Source organism: Flintibacter sp. (assembly GCF_046973065.1).
In genome coordinates this window covers 1-18,159 of record NZ_JBKVXZ010000008.1, presented here as the reverse complement: position 1 = coordinate 18,159, position 18,159 = coordinate 1, and the positions used below count along the sequence as shown (strand labels likewise).

General features: G+C 59.9%; 19 protein-coding genes. 8 read left to right on the top strand and 11 right to left on the bottom strand.

Annotation, left to right across the window (positions count from 1 at the left end; genetic code table 11):
* Positions 1-402: 402 nt before the first annotated feature.
* From ACLTXB_RS04875 to hemW, 5 genes are all read right to left on the bottom strand, one after another.
* Positions 403-2,130 carry a phospho-sugar mutase gene (locus ACLTXB_RS04875; RefSeq protein ID WP_428226223.1) on the bottom strand — a complete coding sequence of 576 codons (1,728 nt, stop codon included), beginning with the start codon at positions 2,128-2,130 and terminating at the stop codon, positions 403-405.
* A 121-nt stretch (positions 2,131-2,251) separates the two neighbouring features.
* Positions 2,252-2,734 carry a 23S rRNA (pseudouridine(1915)-N(3))-methyltransferase RlmH gene (gene rlmH, locus ACLTXB_RS04870; protein ID WP_151075312.1) on the bottom strand — a complete coding sequence of 161 codons (483 nt, stop codon included), beginning with the start codon at positions 2,732-2,734 and terminating at the stop codon, positions 2,252-2,254.
* A complete protein-coding gene (locus ACLTXB_RS04865) occupies positions 2,728-3,552 on the bottom strand; it encodes an MBL fold metallo-hydrolase (RefSeq protein WP_428226222.1) in 825 nt (274 codons plus the stop codon). The genes rlmH and ACLTXB_RS04865 overlap by 7 nt, the downstream gene beginning before the upstream one ends.
* A gap of 92 nt (positions 3,553-3,644) precedes the next feature.
* On the bottom strand, positions 3,645-4,970 hold the full coding sequence (locus ACLTXB_RS04860) for a UDP-N-acetylglucosamine 1-carboxyvinyltransferase (RefSeq protein WP_008982092.1): 1,326 nt from the start codon (positions 4,968-4,970) through the stop codon (positions 3,645-3,647).
* 180 nt (positions 4,971-5,150) lie between these two features.
* A complete protein-coding gene (hemW, locus tag ACLTXB_RS04855; protein WP_428226221.1) occupies positions 5,151-6,356 on the bottom strand; it encodes a radical SAM family heme chaperone HemW in 1,206 nt (401 codons plus the stop codon).
* Between the two features lie 247 nt (positions 6,357-6,603).
* Here hemW and ACLTXB_RS04850 point away from each other — a divergent pair, with 247 nt between their 5' ends.
* The 5 genes from ACLTXB_RS04850 to ACLTXB_RS04830 are packed head-to-tail and all read left to right on the top strand — an operon-like array spanning position 6,604 to position 9,072.
* The gene (locus ACLTXB_RS04850) at positions 6,604-6,807 is read left to right on the top strand and encodes a helix-turn-helix transcriptional regulator (RefSeq protein ID WP_428226220.1); all 204 of its coding nucleotides are present in this window, start codon (positions 6,604-6,606) and stop codon (positions 6,805-6,807) included.
* Entirely contained in the window at positions 6,804-7,235 is a 432-nt protein-coding gene (locus tag ACLTXB_RS04845) for a hypothetical protein (RefSeq protein WP_428226219.1), read from the top strand. The genes ACLTXB_RS04850 and ACLTXB_RS04845 overlap by 4 nt, the downstream gene beginning before the upstream one ends.
* A gap of 31 nt (positions 7,236-7,266) precedes the next feature.
* Complete coding sequence (locus ACLTXB_RS04840; protein ID WP_428226218.1) at positions 7,267-7,689, top strand: hypothetical protein; 423 nt, start codon at positions 7,267-7,269, stop codon at positions 7,687-7,689.
* 13 nt (positions 7,690-7,702) lie between these two features.
* Complete coding sequence (locus ACLTXB_RS04835) at positions 7,703-8,170, top strand: hypothetical protein (RefSeq protein ID WP_428226217.1); 468 nt, start codon at positions 7,703-7,705, stop codon at positions 8,168-8,170.
* On the top strand, positions 8,167-9,072 hold the full coding sequence (locus tag ACLTXB_RS04830) for an RluA family pseudouridine synthase (RefSeq protein WP_428226216.1): 906 nt from the start codon (positions 8,167-8,169) through the stop codon (positions 9,070-9,072). Before ACLTXB_RS04835 ends, ACLTXB_RS04830 begins: the two co-directional genes overlap by 4 nt.
* Before the next feature lie 47 nt (positions 9,073-9,119).
* On the opposite strand, the gene ACLTXB_RS04825 is transcribed toward ACLTXB_RS04830, so the two are convergent.
* The 3 genes from ACLTXB_RS04825 to ACLTXB_RS04815 are packed head-to-tail and all read right to left on the bottom strand — an operon-like array spanning position 9,120 to position 11,603.
* Positions 9,120-10,979 carry a heavy metal translocating P-type ATPase gene (locus tag ACLTXB_RS04825; RefSeq protein WP_428226215.1) on the bottom strand — a complete coding sequence of 620 codons (1,860 nt, stop codon included), beginning with the start codon at positions 10,977-10,979 and terminating at the stop codon, positions 9,120-9,122.
* A 30-nt stretch (positions 10,980-11,009) separates the two neighbouring features.
* Positions 11,010-11,231, bottom strand: a complete 222-nt coding sequence (locus ACLTXB_RS04820) for a cation transporter (protein WP_008982083.1) — start codon at positions 11,229-11,231, stop codon at positions 11,010-11,012.
* 3 nt (positions 11,232-11,234) lie between these two features.
* On the bottom strand, positions 11,235-11,603 hold the full coding sequence (locus ACLTXB_RS04815) for an ArsR/SmtB family transcription factor (RefSeq protein WP_374737158.1): 369 nt from the start codon (positions 11,601-11,603) through the stop codon (positions 11,235-11,237).
* A gap of 200 nt (positions 11,604-11,803) precedes the next feature.
* On the opposite strand from ACLTXB_RS04815, the gene ACLTXB_RS04810 reads away from it, so the two are divergent.
* The 3 genes from ACLTXB_RS04810 to ACLTXB_RS04800 all read left to right on the top strand — a co-directional run bounded on the left by ACLTXB_RS04810 (position 11,804) and on the right by ACLTXB_RS04800 (position 15,387).
* Positions 11,804-12,757, top strand: coding sequence for a DUF4358 domain-containing protein (locus tag ACLTXB_RS04810; RefSeq protein WP_428226214.1), 954 nt, complete (start codon positions 11,804-11,806; stop codon positions 12,755-12,757).
* A 93-nt stretch (positions 12,758-12,850) separates the two neighbouring features.
* Positions 12,851-14,254: an MBOAT family O-acyltransferase gene (locus ACLTXB_RS04805; RefSeq protein WP_151075322.1), complete on the top strand. Its 1,404-nt coding sequence runs from the start codon at positions 12,851-12,853 to the stop codon at positions 14,252-14,254.
* An 11-nt stretch (positions 14,255-14,265) separates the two neighbouring features.
* Complete coding sequence (locus tag ACLTXB_RS04800) at positions 14,266-15,387, top strand: DHHW family protein (protein ID WP_428226213.1); 1,122 nt, start codon at positions 14,266-14,268, stop codon at positions 15,385-15,387.
* A gap of 116 nt (positions 15,388-15,503) precedes the next feature.
* On the opposite strand, the gene ACLTXB_RS04795 is transcribed toward ACLTXB_RS04800, so the two are convergent.
* From ACLTXB_RS04795 to ACLTXB_RS04785, 3 genes are all read right to left on the bottom strand, one after another.
* On the bottom strand, positions 15,504-16,400 hold the full coding sequence (locus tag ACLTXB_RS04795) for a 4Fe-4S cluster-binding domain-containing protein (RefSeq protein ID WP_428226212.1): 897 nt from the start codon (positions 16,398-16,400) through the stop codon (positions 15,504-15,506).
* A 12-nt stretch (positions 16,401-16,412) separates the two neighbouring features.
* The gene (mutY, locus tag ACLTXB_RS04790; protein WP_428226211.1) at positions 16,413-17,459 is read right to left on the bottom strand and encodes an A/G-specific adenine glycosylase; all 1,047 of its coding nucleotides are present in this window, start codon (positions 17,457-17,459) and stop codon (positions 16,413-16,415) included.
* A gap of 301 nt (positions 17,460-17,760) precedes the next feature.
* A partial coding sequence (locus ACLTXB_RS04785) for a C-GCAxxG-C-C family protein (RefSeq protein WP_428226210.1) occupies positions 17,761-18,159 on the bottom strand: 399 nt, incomplete at its 5' end.

The window sequence follows — 18,159 nt, the reverse complement described above, 5'->3', positions numbered from 1 at the left end:
GCGGCAAAGTAACCAAAGCGCCGCCGGGGGACGGCTCCGATGAGCGCCTTCGCACAGCGGGCGCTCATAGTCACCTTTCCCCCGGGCCCCCGTTTACGGGGGGCGCCCTCCTGTTTCCTGGGCATGTGCGTCCGGCGGTCCTAAGACAAGACCGTCTGGTTCTGCTTGCCACGGCCCACTGGGGCCTACCCAGTGCAAATATTTCAGTGCCTGCGCTGTGCGAACGCCGCTTAATCTGGCATAGCCATGGCAGTTGGGTGGGCTGACAACTATAAATCAACAAAAAACGAGGGAGCGACCGGAATGGTCACTCCCTCGTATGCTGTTTCAGAACGGGCGCAGAGGCGAAACGAAGTTTCGCAGAAAGCTTTTTTGCTTACTTTTTTCTCCGAAAAAAGTAAGTTAGCCCTTCAGGGTCTCAGCCCAGGCGGCGTACTTGGCCACCTTCTCGTCGCACTCGGCCTTGGTGACGCCGTTGGCCAGGATGTAGACCTTGACCTTGGGCTCGGTGCCGGAGGGACGGACGATGAGGCTGGTGCCGTCGGCCATCTCGTAGCGCAGCACGTTGGAGCCGGAGAGCTCCATGGTGCTCTTGCAGCCGTCGGCCACGTTGACCACGCTGCCGTCCTTGTAGTCCTTCTGCTCCTTGACCGCCACACCGGCAATCTCCACAGGGGGCTTCTCACGCAGATTGGCCATCAGGTCGGCCATCTTCTTCAGACCGTCCAGGCCGGGCATGACCAGGTTCAGAGTCTTCTCGCCGTAGTAGCCGTACTTCTCAAACAGAGCCTGGAGGGCGTCATACAGGGTCATGCCCTGGCTGGCGTACCAAGCGGCCATCTCAGTGAGCTCCACGCTGGCGGAGACGGCGTCCTTGTCCCGGACGTAGTCGCCCAGCATGTAGCCGTAGCTCTCCTCGTAGGACATAATGACGTTGCCCTCGCCGCTGTTCTCCAGCTGGTCCTTCTTCTGGGCCAGGAACTTAAAGCCGGTGAAGGTGTCGTAGCACTGCAGGCCGTTGACCTCAGCCACCTTGCGGGCCATCTCAGTGGTGACAATAGTCTTGAGGGCCACGGGCTTCTCAGGCATCTTGCCGGTGCGGCGCTTGGCACCGATCAGGTAGTCCAGCAGCAGCACGCCGGTCTGGTTGCCGGAGATGACCACAAAGTCGTCGTCCTTGGTGCGCACCATAATGCCCACGCGGTCGGCGTCGGGGTCGGAGCCCAGGATAAAGTCGGCGTTGTTCTTCTTGGCCAGGTCCACCGCCAGATAGAAGCCCTCGGGGTTCTCGGGGTTGGGAGAGACCACGGTGGGGAAGTCGCCGTCAATGACCATCTGCTCAGGCACGCAGATAACGTGCTTCATGCCCAGGCGCTTGAGAGCCTCGGGGATGAGCTTATAGCCGGTGCCGTGGAAGGGGGTGTACACCATCTTGAAGGTGTCGGCCATCTTCTCCACCACGGCCGTGTCGTTGACCTGCTCCATGACGTTGGCCAGGAACTTCTCGTCGGTCTCAGCGCCCATGAGGACGATCTTGCCCTCGGCCACGGCCTTGTCGTAGTCCATGGTCTTGACGCAGTCGAACACGTCCAGCTCCTTCATCTTCTTGGCCACCTCGTCAGCGTGCTTGGGGGGCAGCTGGGCGCCGTCTTCCCAGTACACCTTGTAGCCGTTGTACTCCTTGGGGTTGTGGCTGGCGGTGACGTTGATGCCGGCGATGCAGCCGTACTCACGCACAGCAAAGCTGAGCTCGGGGGTGGGGCGCAGGGACTCAAACAGACGCACGGGGATGCCGTTGCCCGCCATGACGCAGGCGGCCTCCCGGGCAAAGGTGTCGGAGTTGTTGCGGCAGTCAAAGCACACGGCCACGCCCCGCTTTACCGCCTCGGGACCCTCCTCCAGGATGACCTGAGCAAAGGCCTGGGTAGCGTGACGGATGACATGCACGTTCATACGGTACAGGCCCACGCCCATGGTGCCGCGCAGACCGGCGGTGCCGAAGGACAGCTGGTCAAAGAAGCGGGACTCGATCTCTTTTTCATCGTTCTTGATCGCCTCCAGCTCGGCCTTTTCGTCGGCGGACAGAGCGGGGCTGTTAAGCCATTTCTCGTAATTCTCCCGATAAGACATAGGTACATAACCTCCTGTAAAGATAAAAACTCCGCTGGGATTGGCTGTTGTGGTAAGTGTACCACAACCAGGCGCAAATTTCCAGCGGAGTTTCGTCAAATTTATGGAAAAACATGGGATTCTACTTGTGGTAGCTGGAGCCCTCGTTGATCTTAAAGGCCCGGTAGACCTGCTCCAAAAGCATCACCCGTGCCAGGTGGTGGGGGAAGGTCATGGGGGACATAGAGAGCTTGAGCCAAGCCTGCTGCTTGATGGAGGGGTGCAGGCCATAGGAGCCGCCGATGAGAAAGACCAGATGCTTGGCGGAGGACTGCTGCCAATCGGCCACGATCTTGGCCAGTTCCTCACTGGAGCGCAGCTTTCCCTCCACACAGAGGGCTACCAGACTGGCGCTGGGAGGAAGCTTGGCGCGGATAGCGTCGGCCTCCTTGGCCAGAGCCTGATCGATCTGGCCCTGGGTGGGGTTCTGAGGCAGCTTCTCCTCGGGCAGCTCGGTGAGGGTGAGCTTGCAGTAGCCGCCCAGCCGCTTTTCGTACTCCTTGCAGGCCTCCAGATAGAACTTCTCCTTCAGCTTTCCCACGCAGATGAGATGAACGCTCAGCATACGGCGGCCTCCTGTCTGACTCCCTGGCGGGAGAGATGGTATACCCGGCCCGGCTCCTTCCGGGGAGCGGCCTCCAGGGTAACTGTATCCTCAAAGCCCGCCTGACGCAGGGTGCGGCCCACCACCTCCAAGGCGTGGGCGGGGGTGTTGTTCTCCTCAGACAGATGGGCCAGCAGAATGGTGCGGGCACCGTTTTGTGCAGCCAGCAGAGCCAGATGAGCCCCGGCCTCGTTGGACAGATGCCCACGGCGGCCCAGTACCCGCTGCTTAAGGTAATAGGGGTAGGGACCGGTGCGCACCCACTCCTCGTCGTGGTTGGCCTCGCACACCAGCAGGTCGCATCCGGCCACCGCACGCTCCACCTGGGGAGATATGTAGCCCAGGTCGGTACACAACACCATGCGGCTGTCGCCGCCGGTAATGGCGTAGCCCACGCTGCAGGCGGCGTCGTGGGAGGTGGCAAAGGGCTCGATCCACAGTTCCCCCAGGGGGAAAGACTCTCCGGGGGCAAAGAAGCGGCCCAGCCGTTTTTCGGGAATGGCGGGTACTTTCATGGCCAGGGCATCCAGGGTGGGAGCGGTGGCATACACCGGCAAGCTGAGCTGCTTGGTGAGAGTGGCAAGGCCGGAAATGTGGTCAGTGTGCTCATGGGTGATGAGGACTCCGGACAGGGATGCTGGGTCCACCCCAAGGCCGCGCAGGGCGGTGGTGATGCGCCGGGCAGAGATGCCCGCATCCAGCAGGATATGAGTCTGGCCGCAGGAGACCAGGGCGGCGTTGCCGCTGGACCCGCTGGCCAGGGTGACAAATGACAGCAATGAAGGCGCTCCTTTCCGCGTACAGGCAAAAAAAGCGGGAGCCGGAGCGGGACAGTCGTCCCGGACCTGCGCTCCCGCTTTTTATTATTCGTTTAGCCCACCTGGGACTTGGCGTCCTCGTCAGGGACGGTGATCATTTTAATGTTGGCGCCTACGCCGGACAGCTTGCCCACCAGGTCCTCGTAGCCGCGCTCGATGTGGTGGATATCACCCACCTCGGTGATGCCCTGAGCAGCCAGACCGGCGATGACCATGGCAGCGCCCGCCCGCAGGTCGCAGGCATTCACCGGTGCACCGGTGAGCTGGGGCACGCCCTCGATGACGGCCACCTTGCCGTCCACCTGGATGTGAGCGCCCATGCGGCGGAACTCATCCACATAGCGGTAACGGCTGTCCCACACGCCCTCGGTGAGTACGCTGGTGCCGGTGGCAAGGCAGAGTACCGCGGCGATCTGAGGCTGCATGTCGGTGGGGAAGCCGGGGTAGGGCATGGTCTTCACGTTGGTGCGGCTGATGGGGCCAAAGCGGCGTACCCGCACCGCGTCGTCCAGCTCCTCCACATCCACGCCCATCTCCACCAGCTTGGCGGTGATGCAGTCCAGATGCTTGGGGATGACGTTCTGAATGAGCACGTCGCCGCCGGCAGCGGCCACGGCGGCCATATAGGTGCCCGCCTCGATCTGGTCGGGGATGATGGAATAGGTGCCGCCCTTGAGACGCTTGACGCCGCGGATCTTGATCACGTCAGTGCCCGCACCCATGATGTTGGCGCCCATGGAGTTGAGGAAGTTGGCCAGGTCCACGATGTGGGGCTCCTTGGCGGCATTTTCAATGATGGTCATGCCGTCGGCCAGCACACCGGCCAGCATGATGTTCATGGTGGCGCCCACGGACACCATGTCCAGGTAAATCTGTCCGCCGGACAGACGTCCGCCGGGGACCTTGGCGCAGATCAAGCCGTTGCGCACATCCACGTCCGCACCCATGGCCACAAAGCCCTTGATGTGCTGGTCAATGGGCCGTCCGCCCAGATCACAGCCGCCGGGCAGGGGTACCTCGGCCCAGCCGAAGCGGCCCAGCAGAGCGCCTACCAGGTAGTAGCTGGCGCGGATCTTGCGGGCCAGCTCATAGGGGACCTGACGGTTGCGGATGTGAGAGCAGTCAATGTCCACCGTGGTACGGTTGACGGTACGCACGTCAGCCCCCAGCTCCTGAAGGATCTGGAGAATCAGAGTGACGTCGCTGATCTGGGGAATGTTCTCGATTCGGCACACCCCGTCCACCAGCAGGGCAGCGGGGATGATAGCGACAGCGGCGTTTTTGGCGCCGCTGATGGTGATGGTTCCGTGAAGGGGCTTACCGCCCTGAATCTGATACTTATTCAAACTTGTCTGCACCCTCTCGAAGGAAATAAACATGGGGTTTATATGAACATACGGCGCAGCGCGCCATAAGTAGCCGCAAAAGCGATCCAAAAAAGGCTTCTCCCACAGGGAGACGCTCTAAAACGCATATATTATACCATCAGTATATCCAAAAGGCAATGAATTTTACACCGCGGGCACAAAATTGTGCAAAAAGTAAGAAGCATCGAAAAATCAAGGACAGCCTTGGTCGAGATGATCATGGCGGGGTCTGGAAACCAGATCCTCCCAGTGCGCCTGCTCCTGCCGTTCCAGCAGGTCGCCGATAAGCTGGTTGGACAGCAGGAAGCCTTTTGGGGTGAAATGCCAACGCCCGTCGGTCTGCTCCGCCCAGCCCTGAGCGCGGAATTGCTCCAGCCGGGCCTGGAGAGGAGCGAAGTCCATGAAATAGGTGCTGCGGTACTCCTGCTCGTTGATGCCCTGCACGGTGCGCAGGCGCAGCATCAGATATTCTCCGCACCGCTCCCGCTTGGGAATGATTTCCGATTCGTCAATGATATCGCCGCCCTGGAGCACCCCCTGAATATAGGCGTCCAGATCCTGCACAAAGGAGTAGCGCCGCCCGCCGAAATCGGAGTGGGCGCCGGGACCAAAGCCGATGTAGGGCTGGGTGAGCCAGTAGCGCAGGTTGTGCCGGGAGGCAAAGCCGGGCTTGGCAAAGTTGGAGATCTCATACTGGGGGTAGCCCGCCCGCTCCAGCCGTCCCACCGTCCACAGGTAGAGGTCGGCCTGCTGGTCGTCATCGGGCAGTATCTCGCCCTGAGCCACCCGGGCGGCCAGGGGGGTGCCCTCCTCCACCTTTAATCCATAGCAGGACAGGTGCTGAGGAATAAGAGACAGGGCGTGCTCCACGGTGGCCTTCCAGCTGTCCATGGTCTGGCCGGGCAGACCGTAGATGAGGTCCAGGGACAGGTTGGTAAAGCCAGCCTTCCGGGCGGCAGTGGCCGCTTCGTTGACCTGCTGGGGGGTGTGGATGCGGTGGATGCGCTCCAACTCGCAGGCGTTGGCTGACTGCATCCCCATGGACAGGCGGTTGACCCCTGCCTTGCGCAGGATCTTCAGGGACTTCACGTCCACACTGTCGGGATTACACTCCACGGTGACCTCGGCGTCCTTCTCTACCTTATAGAGTTTGCGGATCACACCCAGCAGCTCTTTAAGCCGCTTGGCCCCGTAGTAGCTGGGGGTGCCGCCGCCGATGTAGATGGTGTCCACAGGGAAGTCCTGGGCCAGGGGAGCGGTCTCCTTAATGTGGGAGAGCAGCGCCTTTTGATATTGGTCCATCCGGTCGTCCCGACCGGCCAGGGAGTAGAAGTCGCAGTAGTCGCACTTACTGCGGCAGAAGGGAATATGGATATAGATGCCCAGCTTGTCCGCCATGGATACACACCTCATAAAAACATGAAAAATATTGTCTGGAACAAACCGGGGTTTGCTCCCACGCATTATATACCACAGTCTTTGGGAGTGCAAGGGAGGGAAAAGAGAGAGAATGCTGTTTTTTTGAGAAGAAAATTGGCAAAATATGCCGAGACGCAAAAAAGATGTAAAGCCTGCTTGACATGTAATGTAAAGCAAGCTATACTATTTTTGTAAAGGGAGCTTTACATAGAAAGGAGGCGGCGATGTGACCAACCGCATTGCCCAGCTGCGCAAGGAGCGGCGCATCTCCCAGGCGGAGCTGGCCGACGCCGTGGACGTGACCCGGCAGACCATCATCTCCCTGGAGAACGGACGCTACAACGCCTCTTTGCTGCTGGCCCATAAGATCGCCAAATATTTTGGGATGACCATTGAAGAAGTATTCCTGTTTGAGGAGGAAGAGGAATGAAAAAGATTCATCGGAAGTACTGCATCGCCCTGGCGCTGCTGAATATCTTCGCGCTGCTGAAGGTGACCCTGGTGCCCAACCTCCAGCACACCGCCCTGTACCGCCCGTTAAAGGATGGCATCACCGCCTTGGGCTGGGTACTGGTGGCCTATATGGGATATTGGTATCTGGAGCGGAGACGGTGGGAGAAGGCCTCACCGGAGGAGCGGCGGGATATGGAGCGCTCCGGCCAGGATGAGCGCAACCAGTTCCTCTGGGGCCAGGCGGCCTATTTCTCCTGGCAGATCACGCTGGCGGCCATTGCGGCCATGGCGGTGGCAATGTCGGTGCTGGACTGCACGGCGGGGATCCTGGCCGCGGCGGTCCTGTTTGGGGTGCATGTGCTGTCCTATCTCGTCCAGCTGTCCCGGCTGAGTCAGAAGTTTTAACGGTGTTTTCTGCGTGGAAAGGAGTTCTGCCATGAAAGAGCGTTTGAAGAAAATATTGCCCATTCTGGGCATTCTATGCGGAGCCTGCCTGGTTCTGGCCGCCGTAGTGCTGGGGGAGCAGGTGCCCAAGGGGATGGGCGGAGCCCTGTTTGGCACAGGCGGTGTGTTGATGGGCCTGGGTGTGTCCGGCATCGCCATGGATGTGATCTGGCGGCGGATGAGCGAGGACGAGCGCCGGGAGGCGGAGCGGGGCGAGCGGGATGAGCGCAACGTGGCCATCCGGGAGAAGGCGGCCTACGCCAGCTGGTACTGGACCTTGTATCTGCTGTGGGGAGCCTTCTTTGTGACCCTGTTTTTGGGCAGCGGCTTTCCTACCGCCCTGGTGTCGGTGCTCATCGTGCTGCACTGTGTCTTTTTGATGGTGAATATGAACCGCTGGGCCAAGCGGATGTGAGGGGGATAGGGATATGATCTTGAAAAGGATGACGCAAAATGCAGGCGGAGATTACAGCAAGAGCCTGCGCCAGCGGAGTTGGGCGGCCCTGGCTATCCTGGCCATCGGGCTGGCAGGTCTGGGGTGCTATGTGTGGCTGGTGCCGGGCAGCGGCCTGAGCGACCACGCTCAGGGCTTCTACCTGGGAGGCGCCTGCGGGATTACCGCAGGGGGACTGGGCCTGCTGATCCGGAGCCAGTGGATGCTCCGCTACCCGGAGAAGTGGCGCAAGGCCCGCATCCAGGAGACCGACGAGCGCAATCAGCGCATTACCGCCCAGGCCGCCCAGCTGGCGGGGGTGGGAGTGTTCTTCCTCCAGGCATTGGCTGCCTTTCTGTTGGTAGCAGTAGACCGGCGACTGGTGACGGTGCTGCTGTGCTCCATGGCGGGCTACATCCTGCTGTTCCTGGGGGCCCAGTTCGTCCTGTCCCGAAAGCTATGAGCGCGCGGCGGCTGGAACTGCCCATCACCGGGGCGCTGGCGGGGATCAAGGTGGATACCCTGCTCAAGCGGCACCTGGGGCTGTCCGGGACGGTGGTGCGGCGGATCAAATGGTTAGAGGACGGCATCCTGGTGGACGGGGCGCGGGTGAACACCCGGTTCTGTCCTCAAGAGGGGCAGGTGCTGTCGGTGCGCCTGTCCGATCCCGAGCGGCGCAGCGGCATTCTGCCTGCACCAGGACCCTTGGATGTCGTCTACGAGGACGGGGATGTGGTGGTGCTCAATAAGGCTCCCGGAGTGCCCGTCCACCCCGGCCCGGGGCATTATTCCGATACTGTGGGGAATTATCTTCTCTATTATTACGATCAGGAGGGGACAGAGGGGGATTTTCACCCCGTCCACCGCCTGGACCGGGGGACCTCCGGCCTGCTGGTGGTGGCCCGCCACCCTCATGCCCAGGAGGTGCTGAAGGAGCAGCTCCACACCGACTGCTTCCGCCGGGAGTATCTGGCAGTGTGTGAAGGAATTCTGGAGCCGCCTGTGGGAACCATCGAGGAGCCCCTGGGGCCGAAGCCCGGCTCCCTGGTGGAGCAGATGGTCCGTTCCGATGGAAAATTTGCCCGCACCCACTATGAAGTGGTGAAAGCGGGGGAGAGCTGCACCCTGGTGCGCCTGGTGCTGGACACCGGCCGGACTCATCAGATCCGGGTCCATCTGGCCCATCTGGGCCACCCGTTGGTAGGGGACTTCCTCTACGGGAAGGAGGAGCCGGAACGTATCCCACGGCCCGCCCTTCACTCCCACCGCCTCACCTTCCGCCACCCCATCACGGGACAGGAGATGGGCTTTACGGCCCCGGTGACCCAGGACATGAAGCGGCTTCTGGATCAGGAAGAATTATAGAAAAAGCCCTTTGGCTGCCAAATGGCAGCCAAAGGGCTTTTATGTGCTTAGTGTGCTTTCAGCATCCGGCTGGCATTCAAAATGGCGATCACCGACACGCCTACGTCGGCAAACACCGCCCACCACAGACCGACCAGTCCTGCCGCGGACAGAGCCAGCACCGCCAGCTTGACCCCGATGGCAAAGATGGTGTTTTCCTTCACGATGGTCATGGTCTTGCGGGCAATGGCCACCGCTCGGCAGAGTTTCTTCAGGTCGTCGTCCATGAGCACCACGTCGGCGGCCTCGATGGCGGCATCGGAACCCATAGCTCCCATGGCTACCCCAACGTCCGCCCGGGAAAGAACTGGCGCATCGTTGATGCCGTCGCCCACATAGACCAGAGTGTGGCCGGGGGCTTTTTCCTTTAAAAGGGCCTCCACACGGTCCACCTTATCGCCGGGGAGCAGCTGGGCATACACCTGATCCAGCCCCAGCTCCTGGGCAGCAGCCTGCCCGGCGGCTTCGCTGTCGCCGGTGAGCATCACGGTGCGGCCCACCCCGGCGGCCTTCAGAGCCTGGATGGCCTCCTTGGCTCCGGGTTTAAGCTGGTCGGCAATGACCAGCCGCCCGGCGTATTGGCCCTCCAACGCCAGATAGATTACTGTGCCGGGAGCTGCCGGCTGTTCGGGGAGGACGATGCCGTTCTCAGTCATCAGACGCTCATTGCCTGCCAGCACGGTCTTGCCATCCACCTGGACCCGCAGACCACGGCCTGCCAGCTCCTCCACCTGGGCCACCCGGTCCCGGTCAGGGGTCCCGCACCAGGCGGTGAGGATGGAGCGGGCAATGGGGTGGGTGGAGAACTGCTCGGCCTGAGCGGCCAGCTCCAGCAGCTCCTGCTCACTCATCCCCACAGGGGAGACTTCGGTGACGGCAAAACGGCCCTGGGTCAGGGTGCCCGTCTTATCAAAGACCACCGTGTCCGCCTTGGCCAGGGCTTCCAGATAGTTGCCGCCCTTGACCAGGATGCCCTGACGGGAGGCTCCGCCGATGCCGCCGAAGAAGCTGAGGGGGATGGAGATGACCAGCGCGCAGGGGCAGGACACCACCAGGAAGTTTAGTGCCCGCAGCACCCAGGTGCGCCAGGTACCCAGCCCCACCAGAGGAGGCAGCACGGCAAGGGCCACGGCGCACAGCACCACGGCGGGGGTGTAATACCGGGCGAATTTCGTGATAAAGTGCTCCGCCTTGGCCTTTTTGGCGGCGGAGTTTTCCACCAGATCCAGAATTTTGGCCACGGTGGACTGGCCGAAGGGGCGGCTCACTTTCACCCGCAGCAGACCACTGAGGTTGACACAGCCGCTGACCACCTCGTCCCCGGTCGCCACGTCCCGGGGCATGGACTCGCCGGTGAGGGCGGCGGTATCCAGGGCGGAGGCGCCCTCCACCACGGTGCCGTCCAGGGGCACTCGCTCTCCGGCACGGATGACGATGATCTCGTCCACCGCCACCTCCTCCGGGTCCACGGTGACCACCTGGCCGTCCCGCTCTACGTTGGCGCTGTCGGGGCGGATGTCCATGAGCTGGGCGATGGAGGCGCGGCTGCGGCTGACGGCCACACTCTGGAACAGCTCGCCCACCTGGTAGAAGAGCATAACGGCCACGCCCTCCCGGTACTCTCCGCAGCCAAAGGCGCCTACCGTGGCCAGAGCCATGAGAAAGTTCTCGTCAAATACCTGGCCGTTTTTGATGTTCCGGACTGCCTTCCACAAGATGTCCCAGCCGATGAGGGCGTAGGGCAGCAGATAGAGAAGAAATTCCCACCAGGGGGGCAGGGAAGCTAGAGCGGTCACCGCCCACACCACGGCAAACAGCACTGTGCTGCCTAAAATGCGCCGGAGGGTCTTTTTCTGCTTTTTGGTCATGGCCAGCGGCCTCCTTTTCTTCCTCAGATCTTACTTGACCACGATCTCGCAGTCAGGCTCCACCTTCTTGCAGGCCTTCACCGCTTCCTTTACGATCTGATCAAAACGCGCGTCGTCCGCCTCCAGGGTGAGCTTCTGGGTCATAAAGCTGACGGTGGCGTGGGTGACGCCGTCAATGTTCTGGATGGCACGCTCCATCTTGGCGGCACAGTTGGCACAGTCCAGGTCGATCATCTGAAAGGTCTTTTTCATGGTTTATTCCTCCTCAATATGTTCCATTCCTTGATTCAAAATACTTACCACGTGGTTATCGGCCAGGGAGTAGTAGATGGTCTTGCCCTCCCGGCGGAATTTTACCAGCTTGCTGGCCTTCAAGACCCGCAGCTGATGGGAGACGGCAGACTGGCTCACATCCATGAGCTTTGCGATGTCGCACACGCACAGCTCCGACTCCAGCAGAGCATAGAGAATTTTCACCCGGGTGCTGTCCCCGAAGATCTTGAATAGCTCCGCCAGGTCGTAGAGTGTCTCGTCCCGGGGCAGCTGGGCGCGGACATGTTCCACCGCGTCGGTGTGTACCTGGGTGATGGCACAGCACAGATCCTGGTCGCGCTCCTGCTCCATGGGTCATTCCTCCTTCAAATTATCATATGAATAACTGTTCATATATTGTACCATCAAGATACACCCAACACAGCCAACTGTCAAGGGCGGGCAAAAAATTTTTTTAAAAAGTTGGGAACCTTTTTTTTCAAAGACCGTCCAACCCACTGAAAACAAAAAATACCGCTGAAATACAGCGAAGAAAAAAGGAGTAATCGACTATGAAACACCGCACTTATGCTCTGCTTCTTGCCGCGACCCTCTCCGTCTCTCTGCTGGCCGGCTGCGGCTCCAGCAATGGCGCAAACAGCAGCCAGAGCTCTGATAACAGCAGCATCTCCTCCAGCCAGGGCAGCCAGTCTTCTTCCGGCTCCGATGTGAGCACCCCTGACGCCTCCGGCTCCGGCTCTGACGTGAGCACTTCCGCCTCTGGCAGCACCAGCACCCCCGACGGCTCCCAGGGAGAGACTCAGGAGCAGGCCAAGCTGACCCTGAGCCGCACCGGCTTTACTCTCTTCTCCGCCGGTTCCAGCTACACCCTGAAGGTGGACGGCGTGGCCGAGGGCACCAAGGTGACCTTCAAGTCCGGCAACCCCGACGTGGCTACCGTAGATGAGAACGGCAAGGTGGTTGCCGTCAAGCCCGGCAACACCAAGATCACCGTCACTGCCGGTGACCAGACTGCTACCTGCGTGGTTGCCTGCAAGTGGGAAGAGAGCAAGCCCTCCACCGGCAGCGGTTCCAGCTCCAGCGGCGGCGGTACCACCACCCCGGATCCCGAGCCCAGCAAGGTGGACCTGGCGGCTTTCTGCACAACGGTTACCACGAACTACTCTCTGCCCCACCTGAGCTTGGCTGATTCCACCATGCTGGACAACTACTACGCCGGCCTGAGCAGCGTGGCTACCGAGCAGAGACAGGTATACATCAACATGATGTCCATGAACATGGGCGAGCTGGCCGTGGTCCAGGTGAAGGACAGAAAGGACGTGGCCACTGTGAAGGCCATCTTCCAGGCCCGTATTGATTCCATGGTCAACGGCGGCGCTTGGTATCCCGAGCCCACCCGCATCTGGAGCGAGCAGTCCCGCGTGGTTTCCAACGGCAACTACGTGATGATGGTGGTCGGCGAGGACTGCGATGCCATCGTGAAGGATTTTAATGCTCTGTTTTGATTGATTCTCCCCCGCGGAATGTGATATTATGGGGCGGACGGTCTGTGCCGTCCGCCTTTCATTCTGTTTCGTTTTACCCAGGAGGATAACCATATGGTTTTTTCGACCCCAATCTTTCTATTTTATTTTCTGGCCTTGACCTTACTGGTCTATTATCTGGTGCCCCGGAAGGGGCGCAACGTGGTACTGCTTATTTCGTCCCTGTTCTTCTATTACTGGGGCGAGCGAGAGTATGTAGCCATCATGTTCCTGTCCACCGCCATCGACTATACCCACGGTATGTTGGTGGAGCGGTGCAAGAACAAAGGCAATGACAAAGGAGCCCGGCTGGCGGTGGCCTCGTCCATCATCTTCAACCTGGCGCTGCTGCTGTTCTTCAAGTACTGGGACTTCCTGGCCGGTTCGCTGCAGGCCATGGGCCTGACCTTCATGCCGGTGCTGGGCATCCATCTGCCCATCGGTATCTCCTTCTATACCTTCCAAACCATGAGCTACACCATCGACGTGTACCGCGGAGATACCCGTGCCCAGCGCAGCATCATCAACTTCGGCACCTTCGTTACCCTGTTCCCCCAGCTCATTGCCGGTCCTATCATTAAATATAAGGACCTGGGCGATCAGATTAACGAGCGCACCACCTCTACCGAGAAGTTTGCCTCCGGTGTGCAGATGTTTATGGTCGGCATGGCCAAGAAGGTACTGGTGGCCAACAACGTGGGCATGCTGTGGGAGGCCTATAAGGCCATGACCGCCGGAGAGCTCACTGTGTTGGGCGCGTGGCTGGGCGTGATCGCCTTTACCTTCCAGATCTACTTCGACTTCTCCGGCTATTCTGACATGGCGGTAGGCTTGGGCCGGATGCTGGGCTTTGAATTCCTGCCCAACTTCAATTACCCCTATATCTCCAAGAGCATTACCGAGTTCTGGCGGCGCTGGCACATCTCCCTGTCCACCTGGTTCCGGGAGTACCTGTATATCCCCCTGGGAGGCAACCGCTGCTCCAAGCCCCGGTGGATGTTCAACCTGCTGGTGGTGTGGGCCGCCACCGGTATCTGGCACGGCGCCAGCTGGAACTACCTTATCTGGGGCCTGTACTTCTTTGTGCTGCTGATGCTGGAGAAGTTCTTCCTGCTCAAAGTTCTGAACAAGGCTCCCGCTGTGGTGGGCCATATCTACACCCTGTTCTTTGTGGTGGTCAGCTGGGCCATCTTCGCCATTGAGGACTTTGCTCAGCTGGGCGCCTACCTGAAGGTGATGTTCGGCTTGGGCGGCGTGCCTCTGGTGGATGCTCAGCTGGGCTACTACGTGACCAGCTACCTGCCCATTCTGCTGGTGGCCGCTGTGGCCTCCACTCCCTTGGGCGCCAAGCTGTACCATAAGCTCAAGCCCCGGGCGGCTGAGGTTGTGTGTACGGTGCTGGTGCTGGCGGGACTGGTTGTGTGCACCGCCTATCTGGTAGACGGCACCTACAACCCCTTCCTGTATTTCCGCTTCTAAGGAGGGTATCCATGAATAAAAAGTATTGCATCTTTTTGACGATCCTGTTTTCCCTGTTCATCGGCGGGATTTTGGTGGGCAGTCTGCTGGCGCCGGATCAGGAGTTTTCTGAGCTGGAAAACCGTTATCTGCAGACGCCCCCTAAGCTGAGCCTGGAGAACCTGGAAAGCGGTAAGTTTATGGAGGACGCAGAAGACTACGTCAATGACCACGTGATCGGCCGAGACTTCTGGGTGGCCCTGAAGGCCTGGAGCGAGCGGCTGAGCGGCAAACAGGAGAACAACGGGGTCTACTTCGGCAAGGAGGACACCCTGCTCAACCGTCTGGACGAGCCGGACTACGACACGTTGATGACCAGCGCTGGATACGTCAACGACCTGGTGTACAATTTGAACGTGCCCGTCTATTTCGGCATTATCCCCTCCTCCACGGAGATTTGGTCGGACCGGCTGCCCGCCGGAGCCCCCACTGCCGATGAGAAGACCATTATTGACGATCTTTACGACACAGTGCAGACGTTCACCATTGACATGTACTCCGCTCTGGAAGAGCATAAGGACGAGGAGATCTACTACCGCACCGACCACCACTGGACCAGCCTGGGCGCCTACTACGGTTACACAGCCCTGATGGAGGCCATGGGGATGGAGGCGGTTCCTCTGGACGAGAGCGCCAAGGTAACGGTGTCCGACTCCTTCTATGGTACCACCTTCTCCACCTCCGGCGTGCGGTGGGTGGCTCCTGACCACATCGACCGGTATATCTCCGGCGACGGCGTGAAAGTGACCGGCTATCCCGAGGGAAGCCCGGTGGAGAGCAGCCTGTATGTGGACAGCTATCTGGATAAGAAGGACAAATATTCTTCCTTCCTGGGCGGCAACCAGCCTCTGTGCGTCATCGAGACCGAGCACACCGACGCCCCCAAGGTGCTGGTGATCCGGGACTCCTACTCTGACTCTCTGGCTCCCTTCCTGACCCAGAGCTTTTCTGAGATCCACCTCTTTGATACCCGTATGAACAAGACCAGTATTAAAGCTTATGTGGAGGAAAACGACATCGACCAGGTGGTGGTGCTGTACAGCATCTCCAACTTCATCTCCTCCAGCAAGGACATGTTCCTGCTAGGCCGATAAGCAAAAAAATCCCGTGGATTGCTGTGAATCCACGGGATTTTTCGTTCTCAGAGGAAGAGGCGAAACGCAGTTTCGCAGGAAGTTCTTTGCTAAGCTTTCTTTCAAGAAAGCGTTGTCTACTTTTCTTTCGAGAAAAGTAGGCCTGTTAGGTCTAAGGGCGGGGTGTACTCCTCCTTGGCGCTGGTGCGTTCCTGACAGAAACCGTCCAGCCCTAAATTCTGCATATACTGGATCGCAGAGCTCATCTCTCCCCGGCGCAGGCGGCGGTCGATCTCCGGCACGTTGGAGAGGTCGCCCCAGGGGGTGTACTGGCTCATCAGGGAAAAGAGCACCGTCCCCTTGGGGAAGGTGTCCGCAACCCAGTCCATCACCGCCTTTGCCCCGTCCACCTGTCCGGGCAAAATCAGATGGCGGATGATGACACCTTTTTTCATCAAGCCGTTCTCATCAAACTGGCATGGGCCTACCTGGCGCACCATCTCCTGAATGGCATCCACAGCTACCTGTGGATAATCTGGGGCGGCAGAATAGCGGGCGGCGGCGTTTCCGTCCAGATACTTTAAATCCGGGAGGTAAATATCCACAAGTCTGTCCAAACTGTGCAAAGTTTCCAGGCGCTCATACCCGCCTGTGTTCCAAACCACCGGGACGGTGGGGCGGTACCGGGTCAACAGCGCACGGAGCACATGGGCATAGTGGGTGGGGGTGACAAAGTTGAGGTTGTGAGCTCCCTGGGCGATGAGGTTTTCACACACCTGCTCCAGCTGAGTCAGAGTGAGGGCCTTCCCGAAGTGCTCGTGGCTGATCTTCTCGTTCTGGCAGAACACGCAGCCCAGAGGACAGCCGGAGAAGAAAATGGTGCCAGAGCCCTTGGTGCCGGAAATGGGTGGTTCTTCCCACATGTGGAGAGCCGCCCGGGCCACCATAGGGCCTTCCGGCATCCCGCACAGCCCGTCTCCGCGTTCAGAGGTGCGCAGAGCATGGCATTGCCGGGGACAGAGATCGCAGATCATAATCGTCCCTCCTTAAAAATAACCCAGGCGCTGGGCGACTGCATCAGAAAAGGCAGAGAAGGCGTTGGGGACTGCGTAGTCCCGCTCCAGCGCGCCCCGGTCGGCCCACACCCAGCCGTCGGGCAGGGTCTCCGGCTCCACCTGGGCAGTGCAGGCAGTCATGTGCCATTCGATGTGGGAAAAGATGTGCTTGCCGGTGGTCACTCTCTTACATTCGTCGGGAGAGAGTCCCAGCTGGGCCGGGATGGCATTCTCTCCCTCCAGCTCGTTGGGGTATTCCCAAAGTCCCGCTAACAGGCCCCGCTCCGGACGGCGGCGGAGAGCCACGCCCCGGTCGGAGAAGATCAGGTACACCCGCCGCTTTTCGATCCGCCTGGGTTTTTTAGGGGCTTTTACCGGAAACTCCCCGGTGCGGCCCTGCTGAAAGGCCTGACAGAACTCGGCGGCCGGGCATTTCTCGCACAGAGGCGCCCCGTTGGGCAGGCAGACGGTGGCTCCCAGCTCCATCATGGCCTGGTTGAACTGCCCGGGCTGGGCGGTGGGGATGACCTGCTGAAGGGCGGTGGTGATGCGCTTTTTGGTGGAAGCGGCGAGAATATCCGAAGGATCGGCGGTGAGACGGGTCACCACCCGCAGCACATTCCCGTCCACCGCAGGCACCGGAATGCCGAAGGCGATGGAGGCAATGGCTCCGGCGGTATAATCCCCAACTCCTGCTAGAGAGCGGATGCCCTCATAAGTATTCGGAAATACCCCGCCCCAGTCCTCTACGATCTGCCGGGCGGCCTTTTGCAGGTTGCGGGCCCGGCTGTAATAGCCCAGTCCCTGCCACAGCTTCATCAGGGCATCCTCGGGCAGAGCGGCCAGATCCTGCACGGTGGGTGCGGCCTGCAAAAAACGGCGATAATAGTCCAGCACCGCCGCTACCCGGGTCTGTTGGAGCATGATTTCTGACACCCACACCCGATAGGGGGTAGGGTCCTGCCGCCAGGGCAGAACCCGGGCGTGCTCCCGGTACCACAGAAGCAGAGGGATGGGCAGTTGTTCCAATGGCTGCATGGAGATCCTCCTTGAAGAAATGGATTTTTTGATTATAGCCTATTTCCTTTTCCCGCGCAAGGAAGCAGAGAATATAAGCAATCAGCAATATAAACTATAATGAAATTGGGAATGGTGTTTTTCCAGGAAGGGTGGTAAAGTTTGTATCGGCAAAAGGTTAAAAATTTAACAAGAATTTGGTTACCGCTCTTACCAGGTTCTTGAAAAAACCTTTGCAGCTCGATTTTCCATTCCTTCCTTCTCACAAAACAGTCAAAACGGGAAGTCCGGCGGGGCTTCCCGTTTTGGCGTTTTCCGGGGGTTACTCGCCCTTGGAGGCAAAAATCTCCTCCAGAAGCTCAGCCATCTCAAAGACCAGCGCGTCGCAGTGGTCCTTGCGGGGGATGCCCTGCTCCTTGGCCAGGGTCAGAAGGGTGGTGCAGTCGGTGGCCTGGTGGCGCTGGCGGAAATCGTGGATGATCTGGCGGGCCTGCTGACTGTCGTAGCCAGCCATGCCCAGAATCATCTGGGTGGCGCTCAGCGCGCCGCAGGCGGAGCCGTGAAGCATGCCGGAGCCAAAGAAGCTGCCCAGCTTATCAGCCTGCTCCTTGTCCAGGCCAACCTGCTCGGCAAAGGGGACCAGCAGGGACTGGGCGCAGTTATAGTGGCGGCCGTTGGGCTCGGTGCGCAGGTACTTGACTTCTTCCATACGGGTCATATT

Coding starts and splice junctions, on each gene's coding strand:
- rlmH (WP_151075312.1), bottom strand. CDS start 2,734: ATGCTGAGCGTTCATCTCATCTGCGTGGGAAAGCTGAAGGAGAAGTTC.
- ACLTXB_RS04840 (WP_428226218.1), top strand. CDS start 7,267: ATGAAAGAGCGTTTGAAGAAAATATTGCCCATTCTGGGCATTCTATGC.
- ACLTXB_RS04845 (WP_428226219.1), top strand. CDS start 6,804: ATGAAAAAGATTCATCGGAAGTACTGCATCGCCCTGGCGCTGCTGAAT.
- ACLTXB_RS04810 (WP_428226214.1), top strand. CDS start 11,804: ATGAAACACCGCACTTATGCTCTGCTTCTTGCCGCGACCCTCTCCGTC.
- ACLTXB_RS04830 (WP_428226216.1), top strand. CDS start 8,167: ATGAGCGCGCGGCGGCTGGAACTGCCCATCACCGGGGCGCTGGCGGGG.
- ACLTXB_RS04805 (WP_151075322.1), top strand. CDS start 12,851: ATGGTTTTTTCGACCCCAATCTTTCTATTTTATTTTCTGGCCTTGACC.
- mutY (WP_428226211.1), bottom strand. CDS start 17,459: ATGCAGCCATTGGAACAACTGCCCATCCCTCTGCTTCTGTGGTACCGG.
- ACLTXB_RS04825 (WP_428226215.1), bottom strand. CDS start 10,979: ATGACCAAAAAGCAGAAAAAGACCCTCCGGCGCATTTTAGGCAGCACA.
- ACLTXB_RS04820 (WP_008982083.1), bottom strand. CDS start 11,231: ATGAAAAAGACCTTTCAGATGATCGACCTGGACTGTGCCAACTGTGCC.
- ACLTXB_RS04860 (WP_008982092.1), bottom strand. CDS start 4,970: ATGTTTATTTCCTTCGAGAGGGTGCAGACAAGTTTGAATAAGTATCAG.
- ACLTXB_RS04795 (WP_428226212.1), bottom strand. CDS start 16,400: ATGATCTGCGATCTCTGTCCCCGGCAATGCCATGCTCTGCGCACCTCT.
- ACLTXB_RS04875 (WP_428226223.1), bottom strand. CDS start 2,130: ATGTCTTATCGGGAGAATTACGAGAAATGGCTTAACAGCCCCGCTCTG.
- ACLTXB_RS04815 (WP_374737158.1), bottom strand. CDS start 11,603: ATGGAGCAGGAGCGCGACCAGGATCTGTGCTGTGCCATCACCCAGGTA.
- ACLTXB_RS04800 (WP_428226213.1), top strand. CDS start 14,266: ATGAATAAAAAGTATTGCATCTTTTTGACGATCCTGTTTTCCCTGTTC.
- hemW (WP_428226221.1), bottom strand. CDS start 6,356: ATGGCGGACAAGCTGGGCATCTATATCCATATTCCCTTCTGCCGCAGT.
- ACLTXB_RS04835 (WP_428226217.1), top strand. CDS start 7,703: ATGATCTTGAAAAGGATGACGCAAAATGCAGGCGGAGATTACAGCAAG.